Here is a 26,165-nt window from a genome sequence, read left to right as displayed (position 1 = left end):
TCACGGCTCAGCGGTGACGACGGTCAGCCACTCAGTCGACCGGACGCACCTGGACTTCCATCACGGTCTGGTCGGCGTTCGTCGACAGCACCTCGATGATGGTGCCCGTCTTCGGGACCTTCACGCCGCCGTAGGGCTGCGTGGCGTACCAGAACTCGTTCATGTCGTTGAACACCGGCACCGCGGGCTGCGAGGGGTACTCGTTGCGCGGGAAGCCGTTGGGCTTGAGCGACAGCGGGAAGCTGGGCTCCAGGCCGAACGTCGCGTCGTGCGTCTGCACGCGGCCGGACCAGTAGCGGCCGTCGCTGCGCTGCAGGGGCTGCGGGCGCGAGTCCACGGGCAGGATGCGGCCCGAGCCCGGGTGCTGCGACACGTTGTTGTTCGACTGCGACGTGTCCCAGTAGGTGATCAGCAGGCCGGGGTTGTACGAGTAGCGCTCCGCCCAGTCCACCAGGCCATCCGCGCTGAAGCCGTAGTTGTAGGGACCCGTGGCCAGACCCTCGTCGTAGCCGCGGAACTGGCGCCACTCGGCGATGTAGTAGTTGTCGTAGAGGGTGTTGGTGCCGTCCGTCACGAAGAACGTCGACTTGTCCCACCACTTGTGGCCCCACTCGCCGTCGTCACCAAAGAGGTACGTGTTCTTCGCCCACAGCTGCACGAAGTCCACGAGGAAGCCCTTGCCGAACTCCGCCCCGTCCGTCTTGTAGCGGATCTTCAGCGTGACGCTCTTGCCCGCGTGCGCGGACAGGTCGAACTCCAGGGGAACCCAACCGCCGGACGTGCCGGTGATGCCGTTGCCCAGGTTGTTGCCCCACGGGTTCGTGGTGCGGCTCACGGGGCTGGGCAGGTTCACGAACGGACCGCCGTCCACGGAGAGGGCGACGTAGGCGTAGTCCCAGTCCTCCTCGATGTCGAACCAGGTCTGGAATGAGAAGGTGATGGGCTTCTTGTTCGGCAGCTTCACCGTCTTCTCGAGCACGCGGTCCAGGTTGTTGCCCTGGCCGCCCTGCCACATGCCCTGGCCCTCGTAGGGGGTGGTGGTGGGCTGCAGCACGGGCTTGCCGGGCAGCTTCACCACGAGCGCCTGCTTCGCGTTCGCGGACGTGAACTCCGCGGGGCCCAGGTTGTGGTACGAGTACAGGCCCGCGTCCGTGGAGGCGTAGTCCAGCCAGCCCAGCTGCAGCTTGTCCCAGGCGAAGAAGTCACCCGGACGGCTGCCGATGTCCGTGGTGCCGTCGTTCAGGTACGAGCCGGACGACATGACGGTCCAGAAGCCCGTCCCGTTGTCCGCCGCGTTCGTCGTGTCGTAGTGGTCCGGCAGGCCCAGGTCGTGGCCGTACTCGTGCGCGAACACACCCAGTCCGCCGTTCTCCGGCTGGATGGTGTAGTCGCCCACCCACTTGTCGATGCCCGTGCCGAAGCGCGCGCCGCCGTTCTGGTTGTACGTGGGGCCGATGCCATCCGGGCCCGTGCCGTTGCTGTACGCGAACCAGCGGTGGCTCCACACGGCGTTGGGACCCTGCGCGCCGCCGCCGACTTCCTCACCCATGCCGGCGTGGACGATCTGGAAGTGGTCGATGTAGCCGTCCGGCTCGTCGAAGTTGCCGTCGCCGTCGTAGTCGTACCGGTCCCACGTGTCGAACGTGTCCAGGTACGCCTTGATCTCCGCGGGCGTCTTGCCGGCGGCCAGCTGGGTGTTCGTCCACGCCTTGATGGCGTCGCTGATGAGCGGCCACACGGAGTTGGAGCAGCTGGAGCTGCCGCACAGGTTGTTGCCGTAGCGGGCGGCGTTGTACGGCACCTTCACCCACTCGGACACCGTGCCGGACACGGTGTAGCGGCCGGAGGACGCGGCCTTGTAGAAGTTCGCCACCGAGTCCGCGCCCGGAGTGGTGTCGAAGTAGAGCTTCTCGAAGTGCGCCCGGTCGTAATTCGGCTGCCAGATGGTGGTGTTGTCCACCGAGCGGTCAGGGGCCGGAATTTCGTTGTGCAGCGGGCCGGGGATGTTGCCGCCCGGGTTGGTGGCGGGGTTGCCGAACACCGGGTGGATCTGCGTCCCGTACTCCACCAGGATGACGAAGATGCGGTCCGTGCGCTGCAACTCCAACTCCACGAACTTGCCGTTGGCCAGCTTCTGCACCCGGCCCGGCTGACCGCGACCCTCCAGGCGCATCTGCAGCGCCTGCGCCTTCAGCTCCTTCTGCTGCTCACCCAGACGGTGGGGCAGGTCGTCCGTGATGTCCTGGACAACTGCCTGGCGCAGCTTGGTGGACGGCGCGGCGACGTCGGGTTGCGGCTTCTCGTACCACGCGCGCTCCGCGTACGCCGACGGCGCCGCGAGCGTCAGCAGGCCCAAGGCCAGCCAAGATGGGTTTTTCCGCATTGCCACTCCTTCGGGTCAGGTCAGACATCCCGGCAGGGTCCGGGAGTGCCCACTTTCTAGTGGAAGGCTCGACCTTTTGGGAAGACCGGGAGGTTGAATTTTTCCTGCAAGGACGGAGTGGGTCATCCGTCGGCTGGCGGTCGAAGTTTCGAGAATGGGTAGGGGCGGTGGGGGGCCAAAGGACTACGGTTCCGGTCCGTTATGGCGCGTACACGTCCCGTGGATCCCCCGCTGCGGCGGGATGTCCGGCTCTTGGGCCGGCTGTTGGGTGAGGTGTTGGTGGAACAGGAGGGGCAGGCCCTGTTCGACAAGGAGGAGGAGGTCCGCCACCTGGCCATCCAGCGCCGGCGGGGCCCGGTGGCCGGACGACGCGCCGCGGCGGCGGAGCTGGCGGCGGTGTTGCGGCGGCTGCCGTCGGAGCAGGTGGAGCCGGTGCTGCGCGCCTTCGCCGTCTACTTCCAGCTGGTGAATCTGGCGGAGCAGCACCACCGCATCCGCCGCGCGCGGGCCCACGCGAGCCCCACCGCCACCCGGCCCCAGAAGGGGTCGCTGGAGTCCACGCTGCTGGCGCTGAAGGCCGCGGGCGTCAGCGCCGACAAGGTGCGTGAAACGCTGGGGACGCTGAAGGTGACGCTGACGTTCACCGCGCACCCGACCCAGGCGGTGCGCCGCACGCTGCTGGAGAAGCTCTACCGGCTGGCCATGCTGCTGGAGGAGCGCGACCGGTGCACGCTCACCCCGCGCGAGTCCGCCGCGAACCTCACCGCCATGCGCGAGGAGATCACCGCGCTGTGGCAGACGGACGAGCTGCGCCGCGAGCGCCCCACCGTGGGCGACGAGGTGAAGAACGTCCACTGGTACGTGGAGGAGATGCTGTCGGAGCCGGTGGCCCGGCTGCCGGAGGCGCTGGACTGGGCCTTCGAGCGCGCCTACGGCGAGCCCCTGGGCGCGCTGGACACGCCCGTGCGCGTGCACTCGTGGGTGGGCGGCGACATGGACGGCAACCCGCTGGTGACGCCGGAGGTGTTCGCGGACACGCTGCGCGCGCACCGCGCCCGGGGCCTGCGACTGCTCCTGCGCGACGTGGAGCGGCTGGGCGGGATGCTGTCCCAGTCGGAGCGGCACGCTCGCCCCACGCAGGAGCTGGAGCGCTCGCTGGAGGAGGACGCGAAGGCGCTGCCGGACGTGGCGAAGCAGCAGGGCCCGCGCACGCTGGGAGAGCCGTGGCGCCGCAAGCTGCGCTTCATGGAGGAGCGGCTGACGCTGGCGCTGGAGCACGTGCTCGCGCGGCGGCAGGGGCGGGAGTCCACGCTGCCGGCCGGGGCCTACCGTTCACCGGAGGCGCTGGGGGATGACCTGGCGGTGCTGGAGCGGTCGCTCTTCGCGGCGAGAGCGGAGCACGCGGGCCTGCGCGAGGTGCGCCGCATGTCCGAGCGCGTGCGCGCGCTGGGCCTGGGCCTGGGCGAGCTGGAGGTGCGCGCCCCCGCGGAGGACGCGGTGAGCGCGGCGGCGTCCTTCAACGGCGGACCGGCGCCCACCGAGGGCGGCAAGCGGCTGCTGGAGGTGCTGGAGAAGCTGCGCGAGGGCCAGGACGAGGGCGGCGAGTCCGTGTGCCGCACGCTCATCCTCTCCATGGCCTCCACCGCGGACGACGTGCTGGCGGCCTTCCAGTGCCTGAAGCACGCGGGGCTCTGGGACAAGGAGCGGCAGTGCGCCACCGTGGACGTGGTGCCGCTCTTCGAGCAGCTGGGCGCGCTGGACGGCGGGCCGGACGTGCTGCGCCAGCTCTTCGCGCACCCGGAGTACCGCCAGCACCTGAAGGGCCGCGGGGTGCAGGAGGTGATGGTGGGCTACAGCGACTCCGGCAAGGAGGTGGGCCTGCTCGCCGCGAGCGCCGCGCTGTACCGCGCCCAGGTGGCGCTCACGCAGGTGGCGGACGAGAACGACGTGCCCCTGCGCCTGTTCCACGGCCGAGGGGAGACGGTGGCGCGCGGCGGCGGCCCCGCCCAGACGGCCATCCTCGCGCTGCCGCCGGGCACGGTGGCCGGCGCCTACAAGGCCACCGAACAGGGCGAGGCGATGGACCACAAGTACGCGCGCCCGGAGCTCGCCCAGCGCACGCTGGAGCTGGTGGTGGGCGGCGTGCTCCTGCACACGCTGGACGCGCAGCCGCGCCCGTCCCCTGAGGATGAGTCCGCGTTCCGCGCCGCCTTCGACGTGCTGGCGGAGTCCGGCCGCAAGGCGTACCGCGCGCTCGTGTGGGAGGACCCGGGCTTCGTGGAGTTCTTCATGAAGGGCACGCCCGTGGAGGAGATCTCCGCGCTGCCCATCGGCTCGCGCCCCAGCAAGCGCAAGGCGGGCGGGCTGGACACGCTGCGCGCCATCCCGTGGAGCTTCGCGTGGACGCAGACGCGCGCCATCCTCCCGGCCTGGTACGGCGTGGGCAGCGCGCTGGAGGAGTCCGCGGCCACGCCGGAGGGCGCGGCGCTCCTGCAGCGCATGTACAAGGAATGGCCCTTCTTCCGCGCGGTCATCGACAACGTGACCATGGTGCTGGCCAAGACGGACATGGCCATCGCGGCGCGGTACGCGAAGCTGGCCCCCGCGTCCACGCGGCCCCTGTGGCTGCGCATCCAGCAGGAGCACTCCCGCACGCGCCGCGCGGTGAAGGCGCTCACGGGGGAGGCGAAGCTGTTGGACAACAACCCGCAGCTGCAGCGGAGCATCGCGCTGCGCAACCCCTACGTGGACCCCATGTCCTTCCTCCAGGTGGAGCTGCTCAAGCGCAAGCGGGACGGGGACGCGGAGTGCGACCGGCCGCTCCTCCTGGCGCTCAACGGCATCGCTGCGGGCATGCGGAACACCGGTTAGAGAAGAGATCATGGCCCAGGAGACGTTCGTCGTGGAGGAGATCAACCCCAAGCACGGCTTCGCGCGCGTGCGCCCGGAAGAGGGCACGGGGTTGCTGCACACCGCCCTCTATCCGGATCCGGAGTTCACCGATGCGCCGCCCTTCCAGCTGCGCAAGGGGGACCGGGTGACGGGCCTTCGCCGGGGACAGACGGTGTCGGAGGTGGCCTGGCTCACGCGCGTGGAGCCTCCGTGGGAGGAGGTGGAGCGCGTGGCGGAGCTGCTCGCGCTCCTGGAGCGCTGGGAGATCCGCGTCCCCCACGAGGCCCGCGTCCTGGCCGAGCACGCCTGGCGCGACAGCAAGGACAACCCGCTGCGCGACGAGCTCCAGGCGCAGCTGCCCACCTTCTTCGACCTGGAGGGCGCCCACCCCTTCGAGGACCCGACGCTGTTGGAGCGCCTGTCCGCCGCCATGCAGCCGTACCTGCCGGGGTTCGCCATCCAACCGGTGCAGGGCCAGCCCGCGGTGCGCGTGGAGCCCGGGGCCGTGGAGGTCCAGGCGGGAGTGGGCAGCTGGGACGTGCCCCAGCCCACCTTCGCCCCGATGATCGCGGAGGTGAACGCGCGGCTCGCCGCCGCCGGAGCCCCCGTGCGCTGGGTGCCCACGCGCGAGGACTGGATGCTCGCGCCGCCCGCGCTGGCCGCGCTCCTCCAGAAGCACGGCCTGCTCGAAGCCACCGCGCCCCCCGCCTGAGGGCAGGGGCCTCCCGCCGCGCTGTGTCACAGCGCGGTGTGAGGTCAAAGCATTGTCTGGTACAGGGCGGGGACCCTCATGCGTCTCCGTCTCCTTGCGTCCTTCTTCCTGGGTCTCCTCGTCCTCGCCGGGTCCGGCTGTGAGCCTGCCCCCGAGCGGCGGCTGAATGAGGCCGAGCTTCCACCGCCCTCCGGGCTTCGCGTCACCATCGACGGGCACGAACCGGAGACGAACCGGCTGTTCGGCACGGTGGCGAGCGACGCCGGCATGTCACGGGTGGAGGTGTACGAGGACGGGCGCTTCCTGGGCCATGCCGACATCGACAGTGGCCGCTGGAGCCTGCCCTGGTGGCCCGGCCGGCGCGCGCTGGGGCTGGAGGTGGTGGCGCGCGACAGGCAGGGCGCCGAGGCGAGGGCCCGCGTCGACTTCCAGCACCTGACGTTCGACGCGCGGCCCGGGCTCTATCAGCCGGAGACGCTGCTGGCGTTGCCTACGACCCAGGGGTTGCGGACGTACTTCACGCGGGACGGCTCCACGCCCACGCCCGAGTCGTCGCGCTACACCGCTCCCATCGCGCTGCTGGCGCGCTCCACGCCTCCGGTGCGGTGGTCGTTCATCCCCACGACGAAGCCGGATGCCGAGGAGGTCTTGCGGTGGGTCGCGCCGCTGGAGGAGCCGCCGCAGGTCGCGGTGGTGCGCTACCGGCAGTTCGCGGGCGCGGAGCCGGTGGGTCCGGTCCGCACGCGCACGTTCGTCATTGGCCGGGAGCCGTACTCGCTGCCGGTGCTGTCGCTGGTCACCGACGCGGCGAACTTCTTCGACCCGGTGACGGGCATCTACGTCCCGGGCCTCGCCGCCGAGGCCCGGCCCGAGGATCCGTTCGCGGCCAACTACATGCAGAACGGCAAGGAGTGGGAGCGCCCCGTCCACGTGGAGTGGTTCGAGACCTCCGGCCAGCGCGTGTTCGACCAGGACGCGGGCGTGCGCATCCACGGCACGGGCAGCGCGGTGATGCCGCAGAAGAGCCTGCGGCTGTACGCGAAGGAGGACTACGGCCCGAAGACGTTCGCGGGGCCGGTGTTCCCCGGCTCCCCGGTGACGGAGTTCACCCGAATGATCGTGCGCACGTCCGGACAGGACCAGGGCGTCACCAAGCTGCGTGACTGCGTGCTGCAGGGCCTGCTGGCCGAGACGCGGCTCGCGCTCCAGGACTGCCGCCCCACGCTCGTGTTCCTCAACGGCGAGTACTGGGGCCTGCACGAGCTGCGCGAGCGCCTGGACGAGTACTACCTGGCGTCGCACTACGGCGTGGACCGCAAGAAGGCCGTCATCCTGGAGGGCTCCGGGATTTTGGACGTGGGAGAGGACGGGGACGAGCAGCCCTATCAGGAGCTCATCGACTACGTGGCGACGCACGACCTGTCGGTGCCGGAGCATTACTCCTGGGTGCGCGCGCGGATGGACGTGGAGGACTTCATCGAATACCAGGTCGCGCAGCTCTACCTGAGCAACACGGACTGGCCGGAGAACAACGTGAAGTTCTGGCGGCTGCGCACGAAGAAGCTCGAGCCGGACGCGCCCCTGGGACACGACGGCCGTTGGCGCTGGCTCGTGTACGACCTGGACTTCGCCCTGGCCGCCGGTCCGGAGCAGGACAGCCTGGGGCGCGTGCTGGACGCGCAGTCGGAGGTGGGGGCCTGGTCCACGCTGCTCTTGAGGGGGCTGCTCCAGTCGCCGGAGTTCAAGGCCCGCTTCGTCGAGCGCTTCCTCTGGCACACCGAGCACACCTTCGCCGCGGAGCGGGTGACGGCGGCCCTGGACGCGGCGGCGGAGGCGCTCGCGCTGGAGATGCCTGAGCAGGTGGCGCGCTGGAGCCAGCCGACCTCCGTGGAGGCCTGGCGCGCGAACCTCGAGTCCTTCCGGGAGACGCTGCGTCAGCGGCCGGCGTTCATGCGCCAGCTGCTGGAGCAGCACCTGGGGCCTCAGTAGCCGTAGGAACCGCTGCGCACGTCCACCAGGCGGCCGTCACGGAAGATGGCCACCTGAATCAGCCGGTGGGGCCCGAAGTTGTAGGTCCACTCCTCCACGGTCGTGGAGGTGGTGATCTCCGTGGAGGCCTCTCCGTAGCGCGTCTCGCCCCGCGCCCCTTCCTTGACCTTGTGGGTCACGTACTCCGTCCTGCTCAGCTTCGTCACGGGCTGCCCACACTTGGCCAGCGCATCCACCTGCGAAGCTCCTTCCGACACGATCTTGTTGTCACAGCGCAACGCGGACGCGTGGACGAGGGAGGGCAGGGCGAGGCAGGCGATGACGAGAGCGGCGGATGGGGTGCGCATGGGAGCCTCAGTAGCCATAGCCGCCGCTGCGCACGTCCACCAGCAGGCCGTCGCGGAAGATGGCCACCTGCAAGAGCCGGTTGGGCCCGAAGTTGTAGGTCCACTCCTCCACGGTGCTGGAGGTCGAGTACTCCGTGGAGGAATCCCCGCGGCGCGACCCGTCCCGCCTGCCATCCCGGGACTTGGTGGTCACGCGCTCGCGCTTGGTCTCGGTGGACACGGGCTGGCCGCACTTGGCCACCGCGTCCGCCTGCGAGGCCCCTTCCGACACGAGCTTGTTGCCACACCGCAGCGATGCCGCGTGGGCAAGGGAGGGCAGGGCGAGGCAGGCGACGAAGGCGAGGGCGGCGGGAAGGGTGCGCATGGGGAGAAAACTCCGGGAGTTGGGGAAGACGGGAACACCGCCTGGACGCAACGCCCGCGAACCTATTCAAACCCCCCGTGCGCTTTCCAGCCGGGCAGGCGCTACAGGCCGCCCTTCGCCTTGAGGGTCCGCGCCACCTCGTCCGCCATGACCCGGTGGCCTTCCACGGACGGGTGGATGCCGTCCACCTCCAGCCCGTCGATGAAGAGGTCCACGTTGCCCGGCTGCCGCGTCACGGCCTCCAGGTCGATGACCTGCGCGCGCGTCAGGGAGCGCAGCCACGCGTTGAACTCCTGGCGCTGGGCCTTCATCAGCGCGAAGTCCCCGCCGTCCGCGCCCATCTTCTCCTTGGGCAGGAGCGTGCTCACCCACAGCTTGCACATGGGCTGGAGCTGATCCAGCAGCTGCGTCATGCGCTGCTGCAGCTTCGGCACCGTCATGCCCTCCGCGGCCAGGTCGTTGACGCCCAGCAGGACGATGCAGTCGGTGACGCCCTGCAGGGAGAGCACCTCCTGCGGCAGCTGGAGGTTCGCGTCCCAGAAGCCCTGCCCGGACGCGCCCGAGTTCACCACCGGCACCCCGAGCTGCTTCTCCACCCGGGACGGCCACGCGTTGCGCGTGTCGTTCGACGTGCCCGTGTAGCCCTCCGTGATGCTGTCCCCAATGGCGACGAAGGCCCGGCCCGGCGCGCCTTCCACGTCCACCGTCGCCACGCCCGTGGCGTACTCCCAGGCCTGGCCGCCCAGCGCGCCCTGTGCCGTCGCATAGGCGCCGGCCCTCATCCAGCTGTCCGGGAACGCCTGGATGCGGCTCTTGCCCAGCGCGCCCTTCACCTCGAAGGAGATGGCCACCTCGTCGCGGAAGCCCACCGGGAACGCGATCGGATCCGACGTCACCAGCGTGCGCGTGCCCGTGGTGAAGCCCGCGTTGCCGCCGAAGGTGAGCGCCACCGGCGCGGAGTCCAGCGCGCCATTGGCGCCGGCCTTCGCCACCGTGGCCCGCTGAAGCGTCAGGCTGCCGTCGCCGGAGCGGAAGGTGACGCGCACGCGGCTGCCCGCACGCCCCATGGGCACCTTGATCCGGTACGTGGTGACGCTCCCCACGGAGACGGATTCGCGCAGCGACTGATGGAAGGCGGGCTGGAAACTCGCGGGCAGGGGCGCCACGGGCGGCGTGGCCTGCACCCGGTGGCCGTCATGCAGCGTCAGCGTGGGCGCGGCCTCCACGGACTCCGTGGCCGCGGGCGCGGTGACCTCCGCGTCCGTACGACCCGGCTCGTAGACATCCTCCGGAGCGCGGCCGTCGTCCATGCCGCCGCACCCCACCAGCACGCCCAGGGCCCCGAAGTACCCCCAGCGCAGCGCCTTCCTCAGACCCATGCCCACGACCTCCCGGCGCAAGACAATGTGCACGATGTTCCCGCGTGGCGACCCGGGGATTCATGCCGCGCGCCAGGCGCGGCAGGCCGTGAACATCCCCAGGCCGGGCACGGACGGCGCACGACTTGCCCCTCGAGGTGGCGGGCCGGGCCCCTGGAGGACCCGCGCGTTCGCCACCCCGGGCAGGGACGCTTCCTTCCGTGGGCAATCCGTTGCCTACGGGACGCAGGCCCCCACGTCGCTGTTGTTGTTGTTGATGGCCCGGCAGGTCGCCCCGTTCGCGCACCCCGGTGAGCCCGCGGGCAGGCGGCACAGCGCCCGGCACGTGCCGCTGCCGCCGGTCATCACGCAGGTGCTGCCCCGTGAACACTGGTTGCTGAACTCGCACGCGGTGCCTTCCCCAAGCGACCCCTGACCCGCGCACACCGCGCCGTTGGCGGCGGGGTAGCAGGCCAGCGGGCTCTCGCAGTCCTGCGCGAACGGATCGCACCGCGCGGACGCGGGGCCGCACACCAGCGGCAGCTCGCTCGTGCCGGACAGCCGCAGCACGGTGTTGCACTCGCCGGAGCCGCAGTCGGACGGGGCGTGGCACAGCTTGCGGCAGAAGAAGGCCAGGCCGCCGTCGTCCTGCGACTCGTCCTTGCAGTACAGGCCCGAAGCGCACGTGTCATACGTCTGGCCCGGAGGCGACTCGGCCAGCGTGCAGGCCGCTCCTTCCGTGGCGGTGCCCGCGGCGACGCACTGGCGCGCGGTGGTGCCGCCGTCGGTTCCCACGTAGGTGCACCGCTGCCCGGACGGACAGTCCTGGCGCACCACGTCGCACGCGGCCGCGAAGCACTGGCTGCCCGTGCCGCCATCCGCCAGGTCCGTGTACAGACAGCTCTGGCCCGCGGCGCAGCCCTCCTGCTTCGCCACGTTGCACGCGAAGTCGGAGCTTCCGCCGCCGCCATCACCAGGGTCGACAGTCCCGGAATCTCCGGCGTCGGTCCCGGAATCCAGGGTCGTCCCCCCATCCGTTGGCGGGCGGACAGTCTCGCCGTCATCGCAGCCCGCCACCCACAGCCCCAGCATCAAGGCTCCACCCAACAACACGAGACGTGCACTCATCCGGAAACTCCTGGCGTCGAAGTAGCCAGGGACTTACACGAGCCATTCCGTTGTCCGGGGGCCCTTGAACCGGGCCTGGAAACCAGCCGACACTTCCGGTCCGAGAACCGAGGGGGTCAGGGTGCGCATGAACACGAAGTTGGATGGTCCGGTGGAACCAGACCCGTACATGAACCGCCGCGCCGAGGAACGCGTGGCGGCGCGGTTCGAAGTGCGCTTCGAGCAGATGGAGGACGCGGCGCGTGCGCTGCGGGCCTACTCCCTGAATGTGTCCGCCGGCGGCCTGTGCCTGCGCACGCGCAAGTCCTACGACGTGGGCGCGCAGGTGCGGCTGGCCATGGTCATCGACGGGGAGGAGTTCCACCTCACCGGCGTCGTGGCCTGGGTGCGCGACGAGGCGGAGGCCATCGGCGTGCGCTTCATCGACGTGAGCGAAGAGGACCACGAGCGCCTGCGCCGCGTCATCGCGAGCTTCAAGCGCTGAAGCTGCATTCGCCGCGGGAGGCGCCCGGCCAGGATGCCGGGCCCTCGCGGCACCCCCGCTACTTCTGGGGCTCGTACTCCGAGTGGCGGAACACCCCGGAGTCACCTTCCACGTAGCCGCACGCCCGGTAGAAGGCGCGCGTCTCCTCGGTGACGTTGATGGGGGCGATGAGCTGCAGCTGCTTCACGCTCAGCACCTTGCCCCGCTGCGCCACCTGCGCGAGCAGCGCGCGGCCCACGCCCCGGCGGCGCCAGCCCTCGGACACCACCAGCTCGTCCACGGTGGCCACGCGCCCGCGCAGCCGCAGCTGCGGCCGGTGGGAGAAGGACACCATGCCCACCGCGCGGTCCTGGGGGTCTCCCGCGACGAAGATTTCAATCTCTGGATGGCTGATGACCCAGTGCACCGTCTGCTGATCGGTGCCCTGGGGGTAGCCCAGCTCGCGCAGCAGCTGGGCCATGACCTCGGCGTCGCCACGGCGCGCGCGGCGGATCCGGAAGGCGTTGGCGTCTGGGGCAGGGGTCATGGTGCGGACGATGGGCTGGGACACGGAAGTTGGGATTCTAACGACTGGGCCGCCGGCCTCCAAAGAGGAACGGCGGCCCGGATGTCTTTCTGCGGTGTGGGTGGAACCTGGGCCGGCCTACGGCTGCTCGCGGCAGAGCGAGCGCAGGGCGGTGGTGATGTCGTTCTGCTGCGGCACGGACGCCATCTCCAGCGCGTCCGCCAGGCCGATGCCCGGGACGAACTTGCCGGCGACCAGCCGGGGCGGCGCGAGCAGCGAGTAGAACAGCTCCTCCACGGTGCGCCGGACCAGGTGCTCGCCGAAGTTGGTGACCTCCGTGTCCTCGTTGACGAAGAGCACGCGGCCCGTCTTCTGGACGGAGGCCTTGATCATCTCCCAGTCGTACGGCCAGAGCGAGCGCAGGTCGATGACCTCCACGCTCAGGCCTTCCTCCGCCAGCTGGGCGGCGGCCTTGATGCACAGGGGCATGGTGCGGCCGTAGCTGATGACCGTGGCCTGGGTGCCCTCGCGCACGAGCTTGCCCTTGCCAATGGGGATGGCGAACGCCTCCACCAGGGGCCACTGGGGCTTCCACTGCGAGCGGTCACCCAGGGGCGCGTCGATCATCTTCGACAGCGCGCGGTCGTCCTCGGGCTCGCCCGGGATGCGCTCCTCGCCCTTCACGCGCAGGAGCGCCTTGGGCTCCAGGAACATGACCGGGTTGGGGTCCTGGCACGCGGAGATGAGCAGGCCGTACGCGTCCAGGGGCGTGGAGGGCATGACGACCTTCCAGCCGGGGATGTGCGTCATCGTCGCGTCGAAGGAATGCGAGTGGTACAGCGACCCGCGGATGCCGCTGCCCACGGGCGTGCGCACCACCATGGGCACCGCCCAGTCACCGTTCGTGGACCAGTGCGTGTTGCCCGCCAGCTTGAGCAGGTCGATGGTGTTGTAGATGTAGTCGCAGAACTGGATCTCCGCGACCGGGCGGTGGCCCGCCATCGCCAGGCCCATGGCCGCGCCGATGATGCCGCGCTCGTCCAGGGGGCTGTTCCACGCCGTCTTCAGGCCCTGCGTGCAGGTGAAGACGCCGCCCAGCGGGGCGCCCACGTCCTCGCCGAAGATGTCGGTGACGCCCAGGTTCTCTTCCGCGTAGTGCAGGGCCATGCGGATGGCCTGTGCCATGTTCGCCATGGTTATTTCTTCTCCGCGTAGATGTGTTCCCAGATGGAGTCGCCAGAGGGCTGCGGCTCGTCACGCACGGTGCGCGCCGCGGCGGCCAGCTCCTCCGAGTACCGGTTGCGCGCCTCGTCCATCTGCTCGCGGCTGAGGACGCCTTCCTGCTCCAGCCGCGCCTCGAACAGGCGCAGGCAGTCCTGCTCCTCGTTCACGAAGTTGGCGCCGGACGCGGACGAGTGCCCGTACAGGCGCGACACGCGCGCTTCGATGAAGAACGGCTTGCGCTCCTTGCGCACGTACTCCATCGCGGCCTGGAGCTCCTGGTAGGACTCCACCGGATCATTGCCGTTGATGGTCTTCGCCTGGATGTTGAAGGCGCGCGCGCGGTCGCTGATGTTCGTCTCGCCGTGCTGGCCGTCCGAAGTGGTGCTGATGCCCCACTTGTTGTTGGTGACGATGATCAGGATGGGCAGCGGGTTGGCCGGACGGCTGCTCCAGATGAGGCAGCTGGCGAAATCGCCCTCGGCCGTGCCCGCGTCGCCGCCGGTGACGATGGTGATGCCGTCGCCGCCGTGGCGCTTCTGGGCCATGGCCGTGCCCGGCGCGATGGCGTACTGCACCTCGATGGGGGAGGTGACGGGCGCGATGTTCTTCGAGCGCCGGCTGAAGTGGCCCGCGAAGTTGCGGCCGCCGGAGTAGGGGTCCGTGGCCGTGTTCTTCATCTGCCGCAGCGCCCCGATGGGCTCCTCGCCCATGGCGAGCAGCGTCGCGGACTGGCGGTAGTGCGCGTGCAGGTAGTCGTAGGCCGGGCCCTCGCCGACCTTCATCAGCAGACCCAAGGGGACGTTGAACGCCTCCTCACCGGGACCGCCGATCCAGAAGTAGCCGTGACCCTGCTTGTACATCTGGATCAGGCGCTCCTCCAGGACGCGCGCCTTCACCATCAGGTCATGGATGCGGATGAGCTGCTCTCGGGGCAGGGAGAGCGGCGCGGAGTTTTCTTTGATCAACCGGGGCCGTGACACGGGCGGAGGACCTCGAAGGGAAAGAAAGGGACGCCCCTATACTCCGAACGCGGCCTCCCGACTCAAGGACCCTGATGTCACGGGTGTTCTCCATCACCTTTCGGCCCCCCGGTGGCGCGACGCGGCAATGAGCGGAACTCATCCATGCCCCCGTGACGTGCTGCTTCCCAGGCGCGCATGGACGCTCCCGGTCCGGGCTGATCGCACGGCCGTTGGGGGGCCAGGTGAGGGGGCGGCCGCGAGGAATAGCCCGACAGGTGGACTCCTCGCGTCAATCAGGAAGTGAGATAGAGTCCGCCCCGCTCCGACCGCGTTCTCCGACGCGGGCTCCCCCAGGTGTGCCTTTGTCCCGTACGAACACGCGCCTCGACCCCACCCCTGAATCTCCTGATGCGTCCGATGCGGCGCACGGCACCCCGCCTCCTCCACCGGAGTACACGGGAACCCATTCCCGGGAGCTCACCGCCCTGCGCGGAGAGAACACGGCCACCCGGCTGACCGGCGCGCTGGGGCTGCCGGCCGCGGAGCCCACGAGCACGGTCATCGCGCCCATGGAGGCCGGAGAGCTGCCCAACGTGGCGGCCATCCGCGGGCTGCGGTTGGATCAGCTGCTGCTGCTGACCACGGGCGCGCTGGTCATCGTGATTGTCGGCCTGCTGGCCGCGCTGTCCGCGAAGACGACGGAGGCGCAGCTCACCGCGACGTCGGACCGCTTCACGCAGCGGCTCCAGTCCCAGGCGCGCGAGCTGGGCCAGACGGTGAGCCACACGCTGGCGCTCACCTCCGCCACCAGCCTGCGTGACAACAACTACGCGTTCCTCACGGAAGTGGCGCGCTCCATCATCGCGGACAACCACAACATCCTGCGCGTGCAGATGTTCGACGCGGACGGGCAGCTCGTCGCGGACAGCGACCCGGCCGCCAAGCTGGGCGAATCCTCCGGAGGCCGCACCGCGGAGCGCCGCTGGGCCAGCGCCTTCTTCCAGGGCCAGCCCGTCTTCGAGTTCCAGGAGCCGCTCGACTACGGCTCGCAGTCCGGCAAGGGCGTGGTGGTCATCAGCTACTCGCTGGAGGACCTGCAGAAGCAGCTGCACGAGCTGGAGGAGAACAACCGCGCCTCCGTGCGCGCCAACACGCTGCGCATCGTGGGGCTGGGCCTGGGCTTCGTGGTGCTGGCCGGCGTGCTGGCCGCGTTCCAGAGCCGCCGCATCACCAAGCCGCTGGGCGTGCTCACCCACCGCGTGATGCAGCTGGCCGCCGGTGACCTGGGCGCCCGCGCGGGCACGGCGCCGGGCGCGGGCCGCGAGGTGACGACGCTGGGCGTGGTGTTCAACCACATGGCGGAGCGCATCAAGGTCCTGCTGGAGGACGTGCGCGCCAAGGCGCAGCTGGAGCGCGAGGTGTCGCTCGCGCGCACGGTGCAGGAGACGCTGCTGCCGGGCCGCGAGGCCGTGACGGTGGGCCCGCTGCGGCTCGCTGGACTGGTGGTGCCCGCGGACGCGTGCGGCGGCGACTGGTGGTTCCGCGCCGCGCTGGACGACCGGCGCGTGGTGATTGGCATCGGAGACGTGACGGGCCACGGTCTGTCCACGTCGCTGGTCGCCACCAGCGCCACCAGCGGCTTCGCCTCCGCCATGACGCTGCGCGAGCCGTCGCAGGTGCACGCGCAGATGCTGATCACCGCGCTCAACGTGACGCTGGCCAACGTGGGCCGCGGCGAGCACCAGATGTCCAGCGCGCTCGCGGTCATCGACGTGTACAGCGGCAGCATCGACTACGCGGCGGGCGCCCACCCGGCGGCGGCCATCTACAACCGGAACACGCGGCAGATGGCATCGCTGCCGGCGCGCGGTCCGCTGCTGGGCGCGAACGTCGCGTCGCAGTTCACGTCGCGCCAGGCGCAGCTGAGCCCCGGCGACATCATCGTCTGGTACACGGACGGCCTCACCGAGGCGCGCGACGGCGCCAACCGGCTCTACGGCACGCAGCGCCTGGCCGCCGCGCTCCAGGCCCACGCCCACCTCCCCGCCGATGCTCTTCGCGACGCGCTCCTCGCGGACGTGCGCGCGTACAGCGCCGGCCAGCCCCAGCGCGATGACATCACCGTCATCGTCGCCGAATTCAGCCCCGCACCCTCGCCGTGATGAACCGCATGCGCCCATTCAACCGTTCCCCGCGCCGCGTCTGCACCGCGCTCGCCCTGCTGGCCACCCTGGCCGGCCCGCCGGCGGCGCTCGCCCAGTTCCGCCCGCCGCCCGCCACCGAGGCGCAGCGCATGACGGAGCAGGGTGAGCAGGTCCTGGTGTCCGCCAACGCCGCCCTCGCCAAGGGCGACAAGAAGGAGGCGGAGGAGAAGTTCAAGAAGGCGCTCCAGCTCTTCGAGCAGGCGCTCGCGCAGGAGCCGCAGTCCGTGTTCGCCGCCGCGGGCCTGGGCAGCGCCGCCAACGCGCTCCAGGACTTCCAGCGCACGGCGGCGCGCCTTCAGCCGGTGTTCGCGCAGAACCCTCAGGACCTGTCGCTCGCGTATCCGCTGGGCACCGCGTACTTCAAGCTGCGCCGCTTCCAGGAGGCGGTGCCGGTGCTGGAGCAGGTGGCCGCCGCGGATCAGCCGGACCACCTCATCGTCCACTACTACCTGGCCAGCTACTACCTGTACGTCCAGGACGGGAACCGGGCCGTGACGCGGCTGCAGCGCTACCTGGTGCTGCGTCCGGAGAAGCTCGCGGGCAACGACTTCCAGATCCACGAACTCCTGGGCAAGGCGCACCTCATCCGCCGGGACGCCGCCGCCGCGCGCGCCTCGTTCGAGAAGGCGCAGGCCGGCCGTGCCGAGTCCGCGACGGCGCAGATCGGCCTCGCGGCCGTGCTGGAGATGGAAGGCAAGGTGCCTGAGTCCCGCGCGCTCCTGGAGCGGCTGGTGACGAAGTACCCGCAGGTGGCGGAGCCGAAGGAGCGCCTCGCGCGCCTGTACCTCGCCGCGGGTGACGTGCCGCGCGCGGACCTGCAGGCCACCGCCCTGATGAAGCTGGGCTCCACGCCCGCCGCGCACCTCTTGCTGGGTGACGTGCGGCTCGCGCAGAAGCAGCCCGCGCAGGCGGAGGCGGAGTTCCGCAAGGTGCTGGAGCTGCAGCCGGGCCTGCTGATGGGGCAGATCGCCGTGGGCAAGGCGCTCCAGGCGCAGGCGCGCCATGAAGAGGCCATCCAGTTCCTGGAGTCCGCCGTGAAGTCGGGCGGCGGCAGCCTGGAGCTGTGGGCGACGCTGGGCTCCGTCAACCGCCGCGCCGGCCGCTACCAGCGCGCGGTGGAGGTGCACCGGCGCGTGGTGGAGATGGCCCCGCGTCAGGCGCTGGGCCACATGCTGCTGGGCGCGGATCACTTCGCCACCGGTCAGTGGGATCAGGCCATCGAGGACTACGGCAGCGCGCTCCAGGTCGAACCCGGCCACCCCGGCGCGAAGCAGTGGCTGGCCCGCGCCCTGGCCCACCGCGCGCGCGACCGCGCCGGTACCCAGCGCCTGGAAGACGCCGTGCGCGACCTGCGCCGCGCGTATGACCTGGACCGCTCCGTGCCCATGGCCCGCCGGCTGGGCGCGGCGCTCCTGGACAACCGCCAGTTCGCGGAGGCCCGCAAGGTGCTGGAGGGCGCGGTGACGCTGCCGGGCGTGACCTGGCGTGAGCACCTGCTCTTGGGCTACGCCCGGCTGGGTGGTGGCGACGCGCAGGCCGCGCTCGCCGCGTTCAACCAGTCCAGTGAGGCCACGCAGGAGCCGGATCAGCGCGCGGAAGTGTCCGCGGGCGCCGCGCTCGCGGAGGTGGAGCTGGGCCAGGTGGACGCCGCCGTGCAGCGGCTGACGGACGCGGGGCCCTCCAAGACGGCCGCGAAGGTGGCGGAGGCGAACCTGCCTCGCGTGCTGGTGCGCCGGGCCCTGGCGAAGCTGGAGACGGGCGACGCGGCCGCGGCGAACCGGGACCTGGACGCGGTGGACCGCCTGGGCACCGGCAAGCGCGCGGACCTGGCGAAGCTGGCCGCCTTCGCCCGGGCGCTCACGCGCGCGGAGGAAGGGCGGTTCGCGGAGGCCACCGCGGGCCTCAAGCGCTCCCTCACGCCCACGCCGGAGTGGGCGTGGCCCAACACGCGCACGCTCGCGGACGCGTGGGTGCTCTACCGCCAGGGCAAGGTCGCGCCCTCGCGCAAGCTGCTCACCGCCGCCCAGAAGAAGCCCATGCCCGGGCAGCCCAAGTGGATGGGCAACCTCACCGGCGCGCTGCTGCGGCGTGAGGCGGCGCTCGCGTACGCCTCCGGCAACATGAAGGCGTCGGAGAAGGCGCTGAAGGCCGCGCTCGCCGCGACGCCGGACGACGCGCTGGTGCAGCACAACCTGGCGTGCGTGGACTGGCGCCAGGGCGCGAGCGCCTCGGCGCTCGCGACGTGGAAGCGCCTGGAGACCGCCGTGCCCCTCGCGTCGCTCAACCTGGGCATCGACGCGCAGGAGCGCCGGCATGAACCCGCCGAGGCCGTGGACGCCTGGCGCCGCTACCTGGCCTCTGGCTCGGCCCCCCGCGCCGCCCAGGTGCGGGAATGGAAGGACCGCTTGCAGGGCCTCTATGGACTGGGTGACGCGCAGGGCGTCACGCCGGCCAATGGGCTCGCGGAGGAGACGCCGTGAAGACGCCATCCCTTGTCGCGCGGGGGAGCCTCCTGCTCGCCGCCGTGCTGTTCGCCGTTTCCGTTGCCAGCCCCGCTTCCGCCGCGCCGAAGAAGGCCACGCTGGGCGTGTTCCTCGCCACCACGCTGTCGGACGGCCAGGAGCGCTTCCAGTACGCGGAGGCGCTCGCCCAGAAGCTGGAGGCCAGCCTGGGCCGCCCCGTCGGCGCCAAGAGCTTCGGCCGCTACGAGGACTTCTCCAAGGCGGTGGGGGAGGGGCAGATCGACTTCGCCGTGGTGGACGGCTGGGCCGCGGTGCAGCTGGGCTCCAAGGCGCAGCCCGTGGCGTACGCGCCGCGCGCCGGTGAGACGCAGCAGCGCTGGGCCATCATCTCCCTCCAGAAGGGCACCGTGAAGGACCTCGCCGGCAAGCGCATGGCGCTGGTGAAGGGCGCGGGCTCTGCGGACCCCAAGTTCGTCTCCCACGTCGTGCTGGGCGGTGACCTGGATGCCCAGAAGCACTTCAAGCTGGTGCCGGTGCCCAACGTGGAGTCGGCGGTGAAGATGCTGGAGGCCAAGGGCGCGGAGGCCGCGCTCGTGCCGGTGACGCACGTGCCCAGGGACATGCGGGTGCTCTTCAGGAGCAGCCGGGTGCCGGGCGCCGTGCTGGTGGACCTGAAGGGCGGGGCAGACGCGTTGTCCCAGTCCCTGTCCTCCGTGGGTGCGGTCGCCCCGTTCGACGCCTTCGCCCGCATCCAGGGCCGCGAGTTCGAGGACTTCCGCAAACTCGTCACCCAGGGCCCCCCGCGCCGCCAGCCCGTCCTCGCGGACGCCCCCGACCTGCGGGTGGAGACGCCCGTGCTCGTCCAATCCGAGTCGCTGGGTCCTGCTCTGCCGCCGTTCGCGGACGACCTGGCCGTCTCCGCCGAACAGCCGGATGACTGATTGCGGCGTGAGTTGATCCGCGCACGGCGCCCCCGCCACCGTGCGCGTGTTTCACCGGGATCGACAGCCATGACTTGGCCTAAGGCGAGTTATTGCGGTAATTTGAGAAGTCGAGCGGAACGCCATCGTTCAGGGGTGGAAACTCGTCCCTGAGAACAATTGCCAGTCACATCGGCTCTGGTTCCTGGCGCAACGACCGCGGACATTCCTGCTTCCCCCTCGTGGAATTGAGAACGATGGACTCGACTGAGTACGGTGGATCGCGCACCAATGCGGTGAAGGGGTTTGCCGGTCGGCTGGGCGCGCGCGCGTGCCTCACCCTGGTGGTCTGCGCGCTGTCCCTTTTCGCGGTGGAGACGGCCCAGGCCCAGGAGGCCCAGGAGCCCGCTCCCAAGACGCGGACCAAGGCCTCCCGCAAGCGCGCGGCCGCCACGCCGGGCGCCAAGCCCGCCACGCCGGGCGCCAAGGCCACCCCGGGGGCGAAGCCTCCGCGCACGGCGAAGACGCGCCGGGGCGCGAAGACGCCGCCCCCGCCGGTGGACGTGGAGCCCGTTCCCGGGGACGAGCCCGTCTCGCCGCAGGAGCCGGCGCTCGCCACCGAGCCGCAGCCCGCGCCTTCCGCCCCCATGGTCGGCCCGGGTCCGTCCGTGTCGGATCCGCTGCCCGTGGCCTCGCCCGCCTCGCCGTCGCCGTATGACGGGCCGCTGATGTCGGACATCCCGTCCAACCCGCCGCCCGCGCCCGCGCTGGGGACCGGCGCGATGCTGCCGTCGTCGCAGCCGCGCATGGCGGACAACGTCCCGGACCGCGCGCCCTTCACGGAGCCCACCCCCGACCGCGCGCTGCCGCCGCCCTCCAGCCTCTCCGGCCTGGACGGCCCGGACCTGGGCGGTGGCGACGACCTGGAGCAGAACATCAACCTGGCGCTGAGCGAGGCCGTCGTCACCACGGCGTCCAAGCGCAGCCAGCGCATCTCCGACGTGCCCCTCACGGTGTCCTGGATTCCCGCGGAGGAGCTGGAAGGCACCGGCCAGTTCTCGCTCTGCGAGGCCATCCAGTACTTCCCCGGCATGGAGTGCCGCCGGGGCTCCATGCGCAAGGCGGCGGTGAGCGCGCGCGGCCTGGGCTCCAACTACCTGTCCAACCGCCTCCTGCTCCTCAAGGACGGCCGTCCGCTGACGGACCCGTGGACGGGCCAGTTCTACGCGGATGAGACGACGCCGCTCACCAACCTGAAGCAGGTGGAGGTCATCCGCGGCCCGGGCTCCTCGCTCTACGGCTCCAACGCCTTCAGCGGCGTCATCAACATCATCGAGCGCCAGCCCGCGGATCTCATCGCCAAGGGCCAGAACGTGGGCGCCGACGCGCGCATCCTCGCGGGCCAGGACAAGACCTGGCGCCTGCAGACCAACGTCGCCGGCCGCGGCGGCCCGGTGGAGGCGCTGCTCGGCTACTACGGCTTCGGCTCGGACGGCCCGCAGCTCTTCAACAACCCGCAGCTGAACCAGACGGACACCAACGAGGACTCGCTGGTCCACCAGGTGAACGGCAAGGTCCGCGTGGGCCCCCTCGCGCTGGACGCGGACTTCACGGACGGCAACATCGGCCGGCCCGGCGGTCAGAACATCTCCACCGTGGGCAACTGCGGCCGCTGCCACTACACCGCGCAGGACAACGAGCACGTCCAGAACCTGAACGCCGCCCTGCAGCTGGATCAGCAGGTGACGGACAACGTGCGCGTGTTCGCCCAGGGCTACGCGTTCTTCAAGCGCCGCAACGTGACGCTGGAGAATGAGATCACCGGCGCGCTGGAGGACACGCTGGGCAAGCGCAGCCGCCTGGGCGGTGAGGCGCGCGCGCTGTTCTCCCTGGACAAGCTCTCCGTCACCGTCGGCGGCGACATCAAGGCCGACCAGGTGAACAACCAGAACATCCTGCCCGGCCTGACCCTGGACGACACGAAGCAGACCATCCTGGGCGGCTTCGTGGACGCCGAGTACCGCATCACGGAGCGGCTGGTGGTGGGCGCGGGCGCCCGCTACGACAACTACCAGATCCCCTCCAAGGTCTGGGAGGCGAAGACGGATCAGGTGTCCCCGCGCGCCAGCGTCGTGTTCCACGCCATCCCGGAGCTGCTCACGCTGCGCACCAACTACGGCCGCGCCTTCCGCGCGCCCACGCTGGCGGAGCTGGCCATCAACCAGCAGATGTACGCCGCGACGCTGCTGGGCAACCCGGCCCTGCGCGCGGAGACGCTGGACACGGTGGAGGCGGCGGTGGACTTCTGGCCGCTGGACCGCAGGGTGCGCCTGACGGGCACGGGCTTCTACAACCGCGCCCGCAACTTCATCAATCAGGAGCTCCTCTTCGGCTCTACGTCCCAGTTCAAGAACCTGGGTGACGCGCGCGTGGCGGGCTTCGAGGCGGAAGCGGCGGCGCAGGTGCCGTCCATCAACTCGTCCTTCGACGTGGCCTACCAGTTCCTGGACGCCCAGGCGCTGCCGGTGGGCGGCGGGTCCGGCTACCCGCTGGACTACGCGCCCAGCCACCGCGTCTACCTGCGCGGCCGCACCAACATCGGCAAGTTCGCCTTCGTGGAGCTCTACGGCCTGTTCGTGGGCGCCCGGTATGATCCGGGCTTCGTGGTGGACGAGAACGCCGGCACCACCACCCGCGTGAAGCTGCCCAGCTACATCACCGCGACCGCGCGTGTGGGCTTCAACGTCCACGAGCGCGTGGCGGTGTCGCTGTTGGGTACCAACCTCTTCAATGCGAAGTATGAGGAGTCCCACGGCTTCCCCGCCCCGCCGTTGGGCGTCTTCACCGAAGTCCGGCTCCATTATTAGGGCCCTGTTTGGATACCGTCGCCGCCGTGAAGGATGCTCCCCTGAAGTTGACGCCGGACACGACGCTCACGCCGGAGGCGCTGGAGAAGGCCTCCGGAGTGCTGGCCCGGGACGGCCTGTTGTTGGGGCGCGGTGACGACGCGGCGCCGCAGCTGGTGCTGTTCGACGGGCGGTTCACCCCCGCCCACGCCGCGCTCCTGGAACGCCGTCCCCCGGCGCTGCTCTTGGCCACCCGTGATGGCGGCCAGCCGTCCGCCTGGGAGGCGCGGCTCTTGAGCGCGCTGTTGCGCGGCGAGCCCATGATCCCCCAGGAGGCCGCCACGTCCGTGGCGTGGCTGGGCAGCGTGGCGGAGGTGACGGCCCTGGGCGAGCGGGCGGCCGAGGCCGTCCTCCAGGCCGGCGGCTCCAAGAGCGCGGCCAGCCGGGTGGCGGATGTCGTCCATGAGATTGGTGTGAACGCGCTACTCGACGCGCCAGTGGACGGAAGCGGCGAGCCGAAGTACGCCCATCGGCGCGGCCAGGTGCAGTCGGTGGCGGATGATGATCGCTGCCTGCTGTCCTGGGCGGTGGCGGATGGCCGGGCGTGGCTGGAGGCGACGGACCGCTTCGGCCGCCTGTCGGTGTCACCGTTGGTGCGAGTGGTGAAGGCTTGGGGTGAGAAGGCGCAGGTGGATGCTTCGGGTGGTGGCGCGGGCCTGGGTTTGCGGCGCATCCTGGAGCACAGCGACGTGGTGGCGGTGCGGGTGACTCCGGGAAAGCGCACGCAGTTCGCCTGCGGGGTGGACCTGGGCGACGCTCGCCGCCGGGCCGCGCAGCCCAAGTCGCTGCTGTTCAGTCTGGAACGAGGGTAGGCGGGTGGAGAGCCAAACTTCCAATGCCAGCATCACCTCCCTGCGCGTGGGCAGTCTGACCCACGTGCGCGTGGCCGGGGTGATCGACGAAACCTTCCCCCTCGCGCCTGCCTCCAAGGGCCTTCAGGGCCTGGTGGTGGTGGACCTGGGACTGGTGGAGCGCATCAGCTCCTTCGGTGTGCGCCGGTGGATTGAGTTCGCCGGCCACCCGCCGCAGGGCGTGTCGGGGCTGTACGTCGTCAACGCGCCGCCGGTGGTGGTGGATCAGCTCAACATGGTGGAGGGCTTCGCGGGCGTCGCGCGCGTGCTCTCGCTGCTGGCGCCGTACACGTGCCGCTTCTGCAAGGAGGACCGGCTGCGGCTGGTCCGCCTGGTGGAGGAGGCGAAGGTGCTGGAGCAGGGCGGGGCCCCGCCGCACCAGTGTCCGGTGTGCGCCCAGCCGCTGGAGTTCGCGGACGAGCCCACGGAGTTCTTCGACTTCGCGCGCCGCCAGCAGTTCTCCGCGGTGGATCCGGCGGTGCTGCGCTACCTGCGCTCCGGCATCCCCTCGGAGCCGTCCGAGCTCGCGTCGCACCTGAAGATCGTCCAGGACGACATCACCTTCATCACCCTGGCCAGCACGCTCAAGGCCGACCTCAACGTGCGCCGGCTGGCGTCCGGCCTGGAGGGGCGCGTCGCGTTCGACTGCTGCCACGTGAGCGTGGTGGAGCAGGAAGCGCTGCCGCGCATCGAACAGGTGCTGGAGGTGGCGTCGCAGGGCGCCCAGGTGGTGCTCTGCCGCGTGCCGCCGCCGCTCTTGGCCGTGCTGGCGAAGTCCACCAAGGCGCTGCCGGCGAAGCTGGCCACGCTGTGGCTGCCGTGTGACTGCCGCAACTGCGGTCAGGTCACCCACCAGCGCATCCAGACCTCCGAGTACCTGGAGGTGCTGCGCGCCAAGGGCACCATGGAGCGCGTGTGCCCCGTCTGCGGCGGCAGCGCCCGGGCTCCGGCGCTCGCGCAGTTCCAGGGGCTGCTCGCGCGCACGCCGCTCACCGACAAGCCGCTGGAGGACATCGAGGCGCTGGAGCAGCGCGCGCTCAGTCAGTACCTCTTCGGCTCCACCAACACGGACCCCGGCGCCCGGGGCTCGTCAGCCACGGACACGCACACCAGCGGCGCCCGGTTGCAGATCATCCGCCGGCTGGGGCAGGGCGGCATGGCGGAGGTCTTCCTCGCCAAGCAGCAGGGCGTGAAGGGCTTCGAGAAGTTCGTGGTGATGAAGAAGATTCTCGCGCAGTTCGCTGAGAATCCTGAGTTCGTCGACATGCTCTTCGCGGAGGCCCGCGCCAACGCGCGCCTCACGCACCCCAACGTCGTGCAGACCTTCGACGTGGGCGTGACGGACGGCGTGGCGTACATCCTGATGGAGTACGTGCGCGGCCCGGACCTCAAGCGCCTGCTCACGGAGCTGCGCCGCAAGGGCATGGCGCTGCCGCTGGAGCACGCGCTGCGCATCGTGGCGGAGGTGGCCGCGGGCCTGCACTACGCGCACAGCTACGTGGACCCTTCCGGCACGGCGCACCCGGTGGTGCACCGCGACGTCAGCCCCCACAACGTGCTGGTGTCGCTGGACGGCGCCATCAAGCTGTCGGACTTCGGCATCGCCAAGGTGCAGGGCGAGGAGCACACGCAGGCGGGCGTCATCAAGGGGAAGATTTCGTACCTCTCCCCGGAGGCCGCCAGCGGCCGCCCGCTGGACTGGCGCAACGACGTGTTCGCGCTGGGCGTGGTGCTCTTCGAACTGCTCACCGGCCAGCTGCCGTTCCGAAGGGACCATGACGCGGCCACGCTCGCGGCCATCGTGCGCGAGCCCGCGCCGGTGCCCTCGCAGCTGCGGCCCCACATCCCGCAGGACGTGTCGGACCTGATCCTCCGCGCGCTGGTGAAGGACCCGGCGCGGCGCACGCCGTCCGCGGCGGCGATGCGCGAGGAGATCGAAGCCGTCATCGCGCACCACCGGCTGTCCTCGTCGCCCGCGTCGGTGGCGCAGTTCTTCAAGGAGGCGCTGGGCGACCGGCTCTCCGAGTACGCCCCGTCGTCCATCGCCGGCTCGGGGACGGGCTCCAACCCCCGGGCGCTGATGCCGGGCACGGGCTCGCACTCGCGCAACGTGGGCACGGGCTCGGGCAGCGACATGCGGGCCCCGTCGGACCTGTCCCGTCCGCCCGTGCGCGGCGGTTCCGGCAGCATGCCCCGGATGGAGCCGCCCCCGGTGGCCTCCCCGCCGGAGCCCGCCGAGCGCGGAACCGAGGTCGTCTCCGTCAACGCGCCCCCCGTGGCCGCCGCACCGCCCGTGGCCGCGCCCCGTCCGTCGCGCCCGGCCGCGGCTTCGCCCACGTCGCCGTTGCCGCCGCCCACCGCGGTGCGCCCCTCGGCGTCCGCCAACGTGCCCACGCGCAGCAGGGAAGCGCCCCGCAGCCGCCGCTGGGGCACCATGCGCCGCCGCCGACGGGCACCCACGCGGCCTATGGGGG

The 26,165-nt window shown here is 70.9% G+C and carries 18 protein-coding genes; 10 read left to right on the top strand and 8 right to left on the bottom strand.

Annotated features, from left to right (window positions below; genetic code table 11):
* Positions 1-31: 31 nt before the first annotated feature.
* Positions 32-2,356, bottom strand: a complete 2,325-nt coding sequence (locus D7V80_RS20770) for an immune inhibitor A domain-containing protein (RefSeq protein ID WP_233585562.1) — start codon at positions 2,354-2,356, stop codon at positions 32-34.
* Between the two features lie 228 nt (positions 2,357-2,584).
* Between D7V80_RS20770 and D7V80_RS20765 the strand changes: the two genes are divergently transcribed.
* The 3 genes from D7V80_RS20765 (at position 2,585) to D7V80_RS20755 (ending at position 7,976) form a co-directional block, all read left to right on the top strand.
* A complete protein-coding gene (locus tag D7V80_RS20765; RefSeq protein ID WP_120589796.1) occupies positions 2,585-5,254 on the top strand; it encodes a phosphoenolpyruvate carboxylase in 2,670 nt (889 codons plus the stop codon).
* 10 nt (positions 5,255-5,264) lie between these two features.
* Positions 5,265-5,987: a hypothetical protein gene (locus D7V80_RS20760; protein WP_120589795.1), complete on the top strand. Its 723-nt coding sequence runs from the start codon at positions 5,265-5,267 to the stop codon at positions 5,985-5,987.
* 78 nt (positions 5,988-6,065) lie between these two features.
* Positions 6,066-7,976, top strand: coding sequence for a CotH kinase family protein (locus D7V80_RS20755; protein ID WP_120589794.1), 1,911 nt, complete (start codon positions 6,066-6,068; stop codon positions 7,974-7,976).
* On the opposite strand, the gene D7V80_RS20750 is transcribed toward D7V80_RS20755, so the two are convergent.
* The 4 genes from D7V80_RS20750 to D7V80_RS20735 all read right to left on the bottom strand — a co-directional run bounded on the left by D7V80_RS20750 (position 7,970) and on the right by D7V80_RS20735 (position 11,173).
* On the bottom strand, positions 7,970-8,323 hold the full coding sequence (locus D7V80_RS20750; RefSeq protein ID WP_120589793.1) for a DUF2845 domain-containing protein: 354 nt from the start codon (positions 8,321-8,323) through the stop codon (positions 7,970-7,972). The genes D7V80_RS20755 and D7V80_RS20750 overlap by 7 nt on opposite strands.
* A gap of 7 nt (positions 8,324-8,330) precedes the next feature.
* Positions 8,331-8,687, bottom strand: a complete 357-nt coding sequence (locus D7V80_RS20745; RefSeq protein ID WP_120589792.1) for a DUF2845 domain-containing protein — start codon at positions 8,685-8,687, stop codon at positions 8,331-8,333.
* Between the two features lie 101 nt (positions 8,688-8,788).
* On the bottom strand, positions 8,789-10,066 hold the full coding sequence (locus D7V80_RS20740; RefSeq protein ID WP_120589807.1) for an SGNH/GDSL hydrolase family protein: 1,278 nt from the start codon (positions 10,064-10,066) through the stop codon (positions 8,789-8,791).
* A gap of 216 nt (positions 10,067-10,282) precedes the next feature.
* Entirely contained in the window at positions 10,283-11,173 is an 891-nt protein-coding gene (locus tag D7V80_RS20735) for a hypothetical protein (RefSeq protein ID WP_233585560.1), read from the bottom strand.
* 127 nt (positions 11,174-11,300) lie between these two features.
* Here D7V80_RS20735 and D7V80_RS20730 point away from each other — a divergent pair, with 127 nt between their 5' ends.
* Complete coding sequence (locus D7V80_RS20730; RefSeq protein ID WP_014397565.1) at positions 11,301-11,657, top strand: TIGR02266 family protein; 357 nt, start codon at positions 11,301-11,303, stop codon at positions 11,655-11,657.
* Between the two features lie 58 nt (positions 11,658-11,715).
* On the opposite strand, the gene D7V80_RS20725 is transcribed toward D7V80_RS20730, so the two are convergent.
* The 3 genes from D7V80_RS20725 to D7V80_RS20715 all read right to left on the bottom strand — a co-directional run bounded on the left by D7V80_RS20725 (position 11,716) and on the right by D7V80_RS20715 (position 14,366).
* Positions 11,716-12,207 carry a GNAT family N-acetyltransferase gene (locus D7V80_RS20725; protein ID WP_083892173.1) on the bottom strand — a complete coding sequence of 164 codons (492 nt, stop codon included), beginning with the start codon at positions 12,205-12,207 and terminating at the stop codon, positions 11,716-11,718.
* A gap of 93 nt (positions 12,208-12,300) precedes the next feature.
* Positions 12,301-13,356, bottom strand: a complete 1,056-nt coding sequence (locus D7V80_RS20720) for an alpha-ketoacid dehydrogenase subunit beta (RefSeq protein ID WP_120589790.1) — start codon at positions 13,354-13,356, stop codon at positions 12,301-12,303.
* 2 nt (positions 13,357-13,358) lie between these two features.
* Positions 13,359-14,366 carry a thiamine pyrophosphate-dependent dehydrogenase E1 component subunit alpha gene (locus D7V80_RS20715; protein ID WP_014397562.1) on the bottom strand — a complete coding sequence of 336 codons (1,008 nt, stop codon included), beginning with the start codon at positions 14,364-14,366 and terminating at the stop codon, positions 13,359-13,361.
* 344 nt (positions 14,367-14,710) lie between these two features.
* Here D7V80_RS20715 and D7V80_RS20710 point away from each other — a divergent pair, with 344 nt between their 5' ends.
* The 6 genes from D7V80_RS20710 to D7V80_RS20685 form a co-directional block, all read left to right on the top strand.
* On the top strand, positions 14,711-16,510 hold the full coding sequence (locus D7V80_RS20710; RefSeq protein ID WP_120589789.1) for a PP2C family protein-serine/threonine phosphatase: 1,800 nt from the start codon (positions 14,711-14,713) through the stop codon (positions 16,508-16,510).
* 8 nt (positions 16,511-16,518) lie between these two features.
* Entirely contained in the window at positions 16,519-19,032 is a 2,514-nt protein-coding gene (locus D7V80_RS20705; RefSeq protein WP_120589806.1) for a tetratricopeptide repeat protein, read from the top strand.
* Positions 19,029-19,955 (top strand): PhnD/SsuA/transferrin family substrate-binding protein, encoded by a 927-nt coding sequence (locus D7V80_RS20700; protein ID WP_233585557.1) that lies wholly within the window; start codon positions 19,029-19,031, stop codon positions 19,953-19,955. The genes D7V80_RS20705 and D7V80_RS20700 overlap by 4 nt, the downstream gene beginning before the upstream one ends.
* A gap of 236 nt (positions 19,956-20,191) precedes the next feature.
* Positions 20,192-22,801: a TonB-dependent receptor gene (locus tag D7V80_RS20695; protein ID WP_120589788.1), complete on the top strand. Its 2,610-nt coding sequence runs from the start codon at positions 20,192-20,194 to the stop codon at positions 22,799-22,801.
* A 26-nt stretch (positions 22,802-22,827) separates the two neighbouring features.
* A complete protein-coding gene (locus D7V80_RS20690; protein WP_233585555.1) occupies positions 22,828-23,652 on the top strand; it encodes a hypothetical protein in 825 nt (274 codons plus the stop codon).
* Positions 23,653-23,656: 4 nt separating this feature from the next.
* Positions 23,657-26,165 (top strand): serine/threonine-protein kinase (locus D7V80_RS20685; RefSeq protein WP_147447161.1); only part of this gene is annotated, 2,509 nt, incomplete at its 3' end.

It is taken from the genome of Corallococcus sp. CA054B (assembly GCF_003611625.1).
In the GTDB taxonomy this organism is placed as follows: Bacteria; Myxococcota; Myxococcia; order Myxococcales; family Myxococcaceae; genus Corallococcus; species Corallococcus coralloides.
The sequence above is the reverse complement of the archived record's forward strand: the minus strand, read 5'-3'. Positions and strand labels throughout refer to the sequence as shown.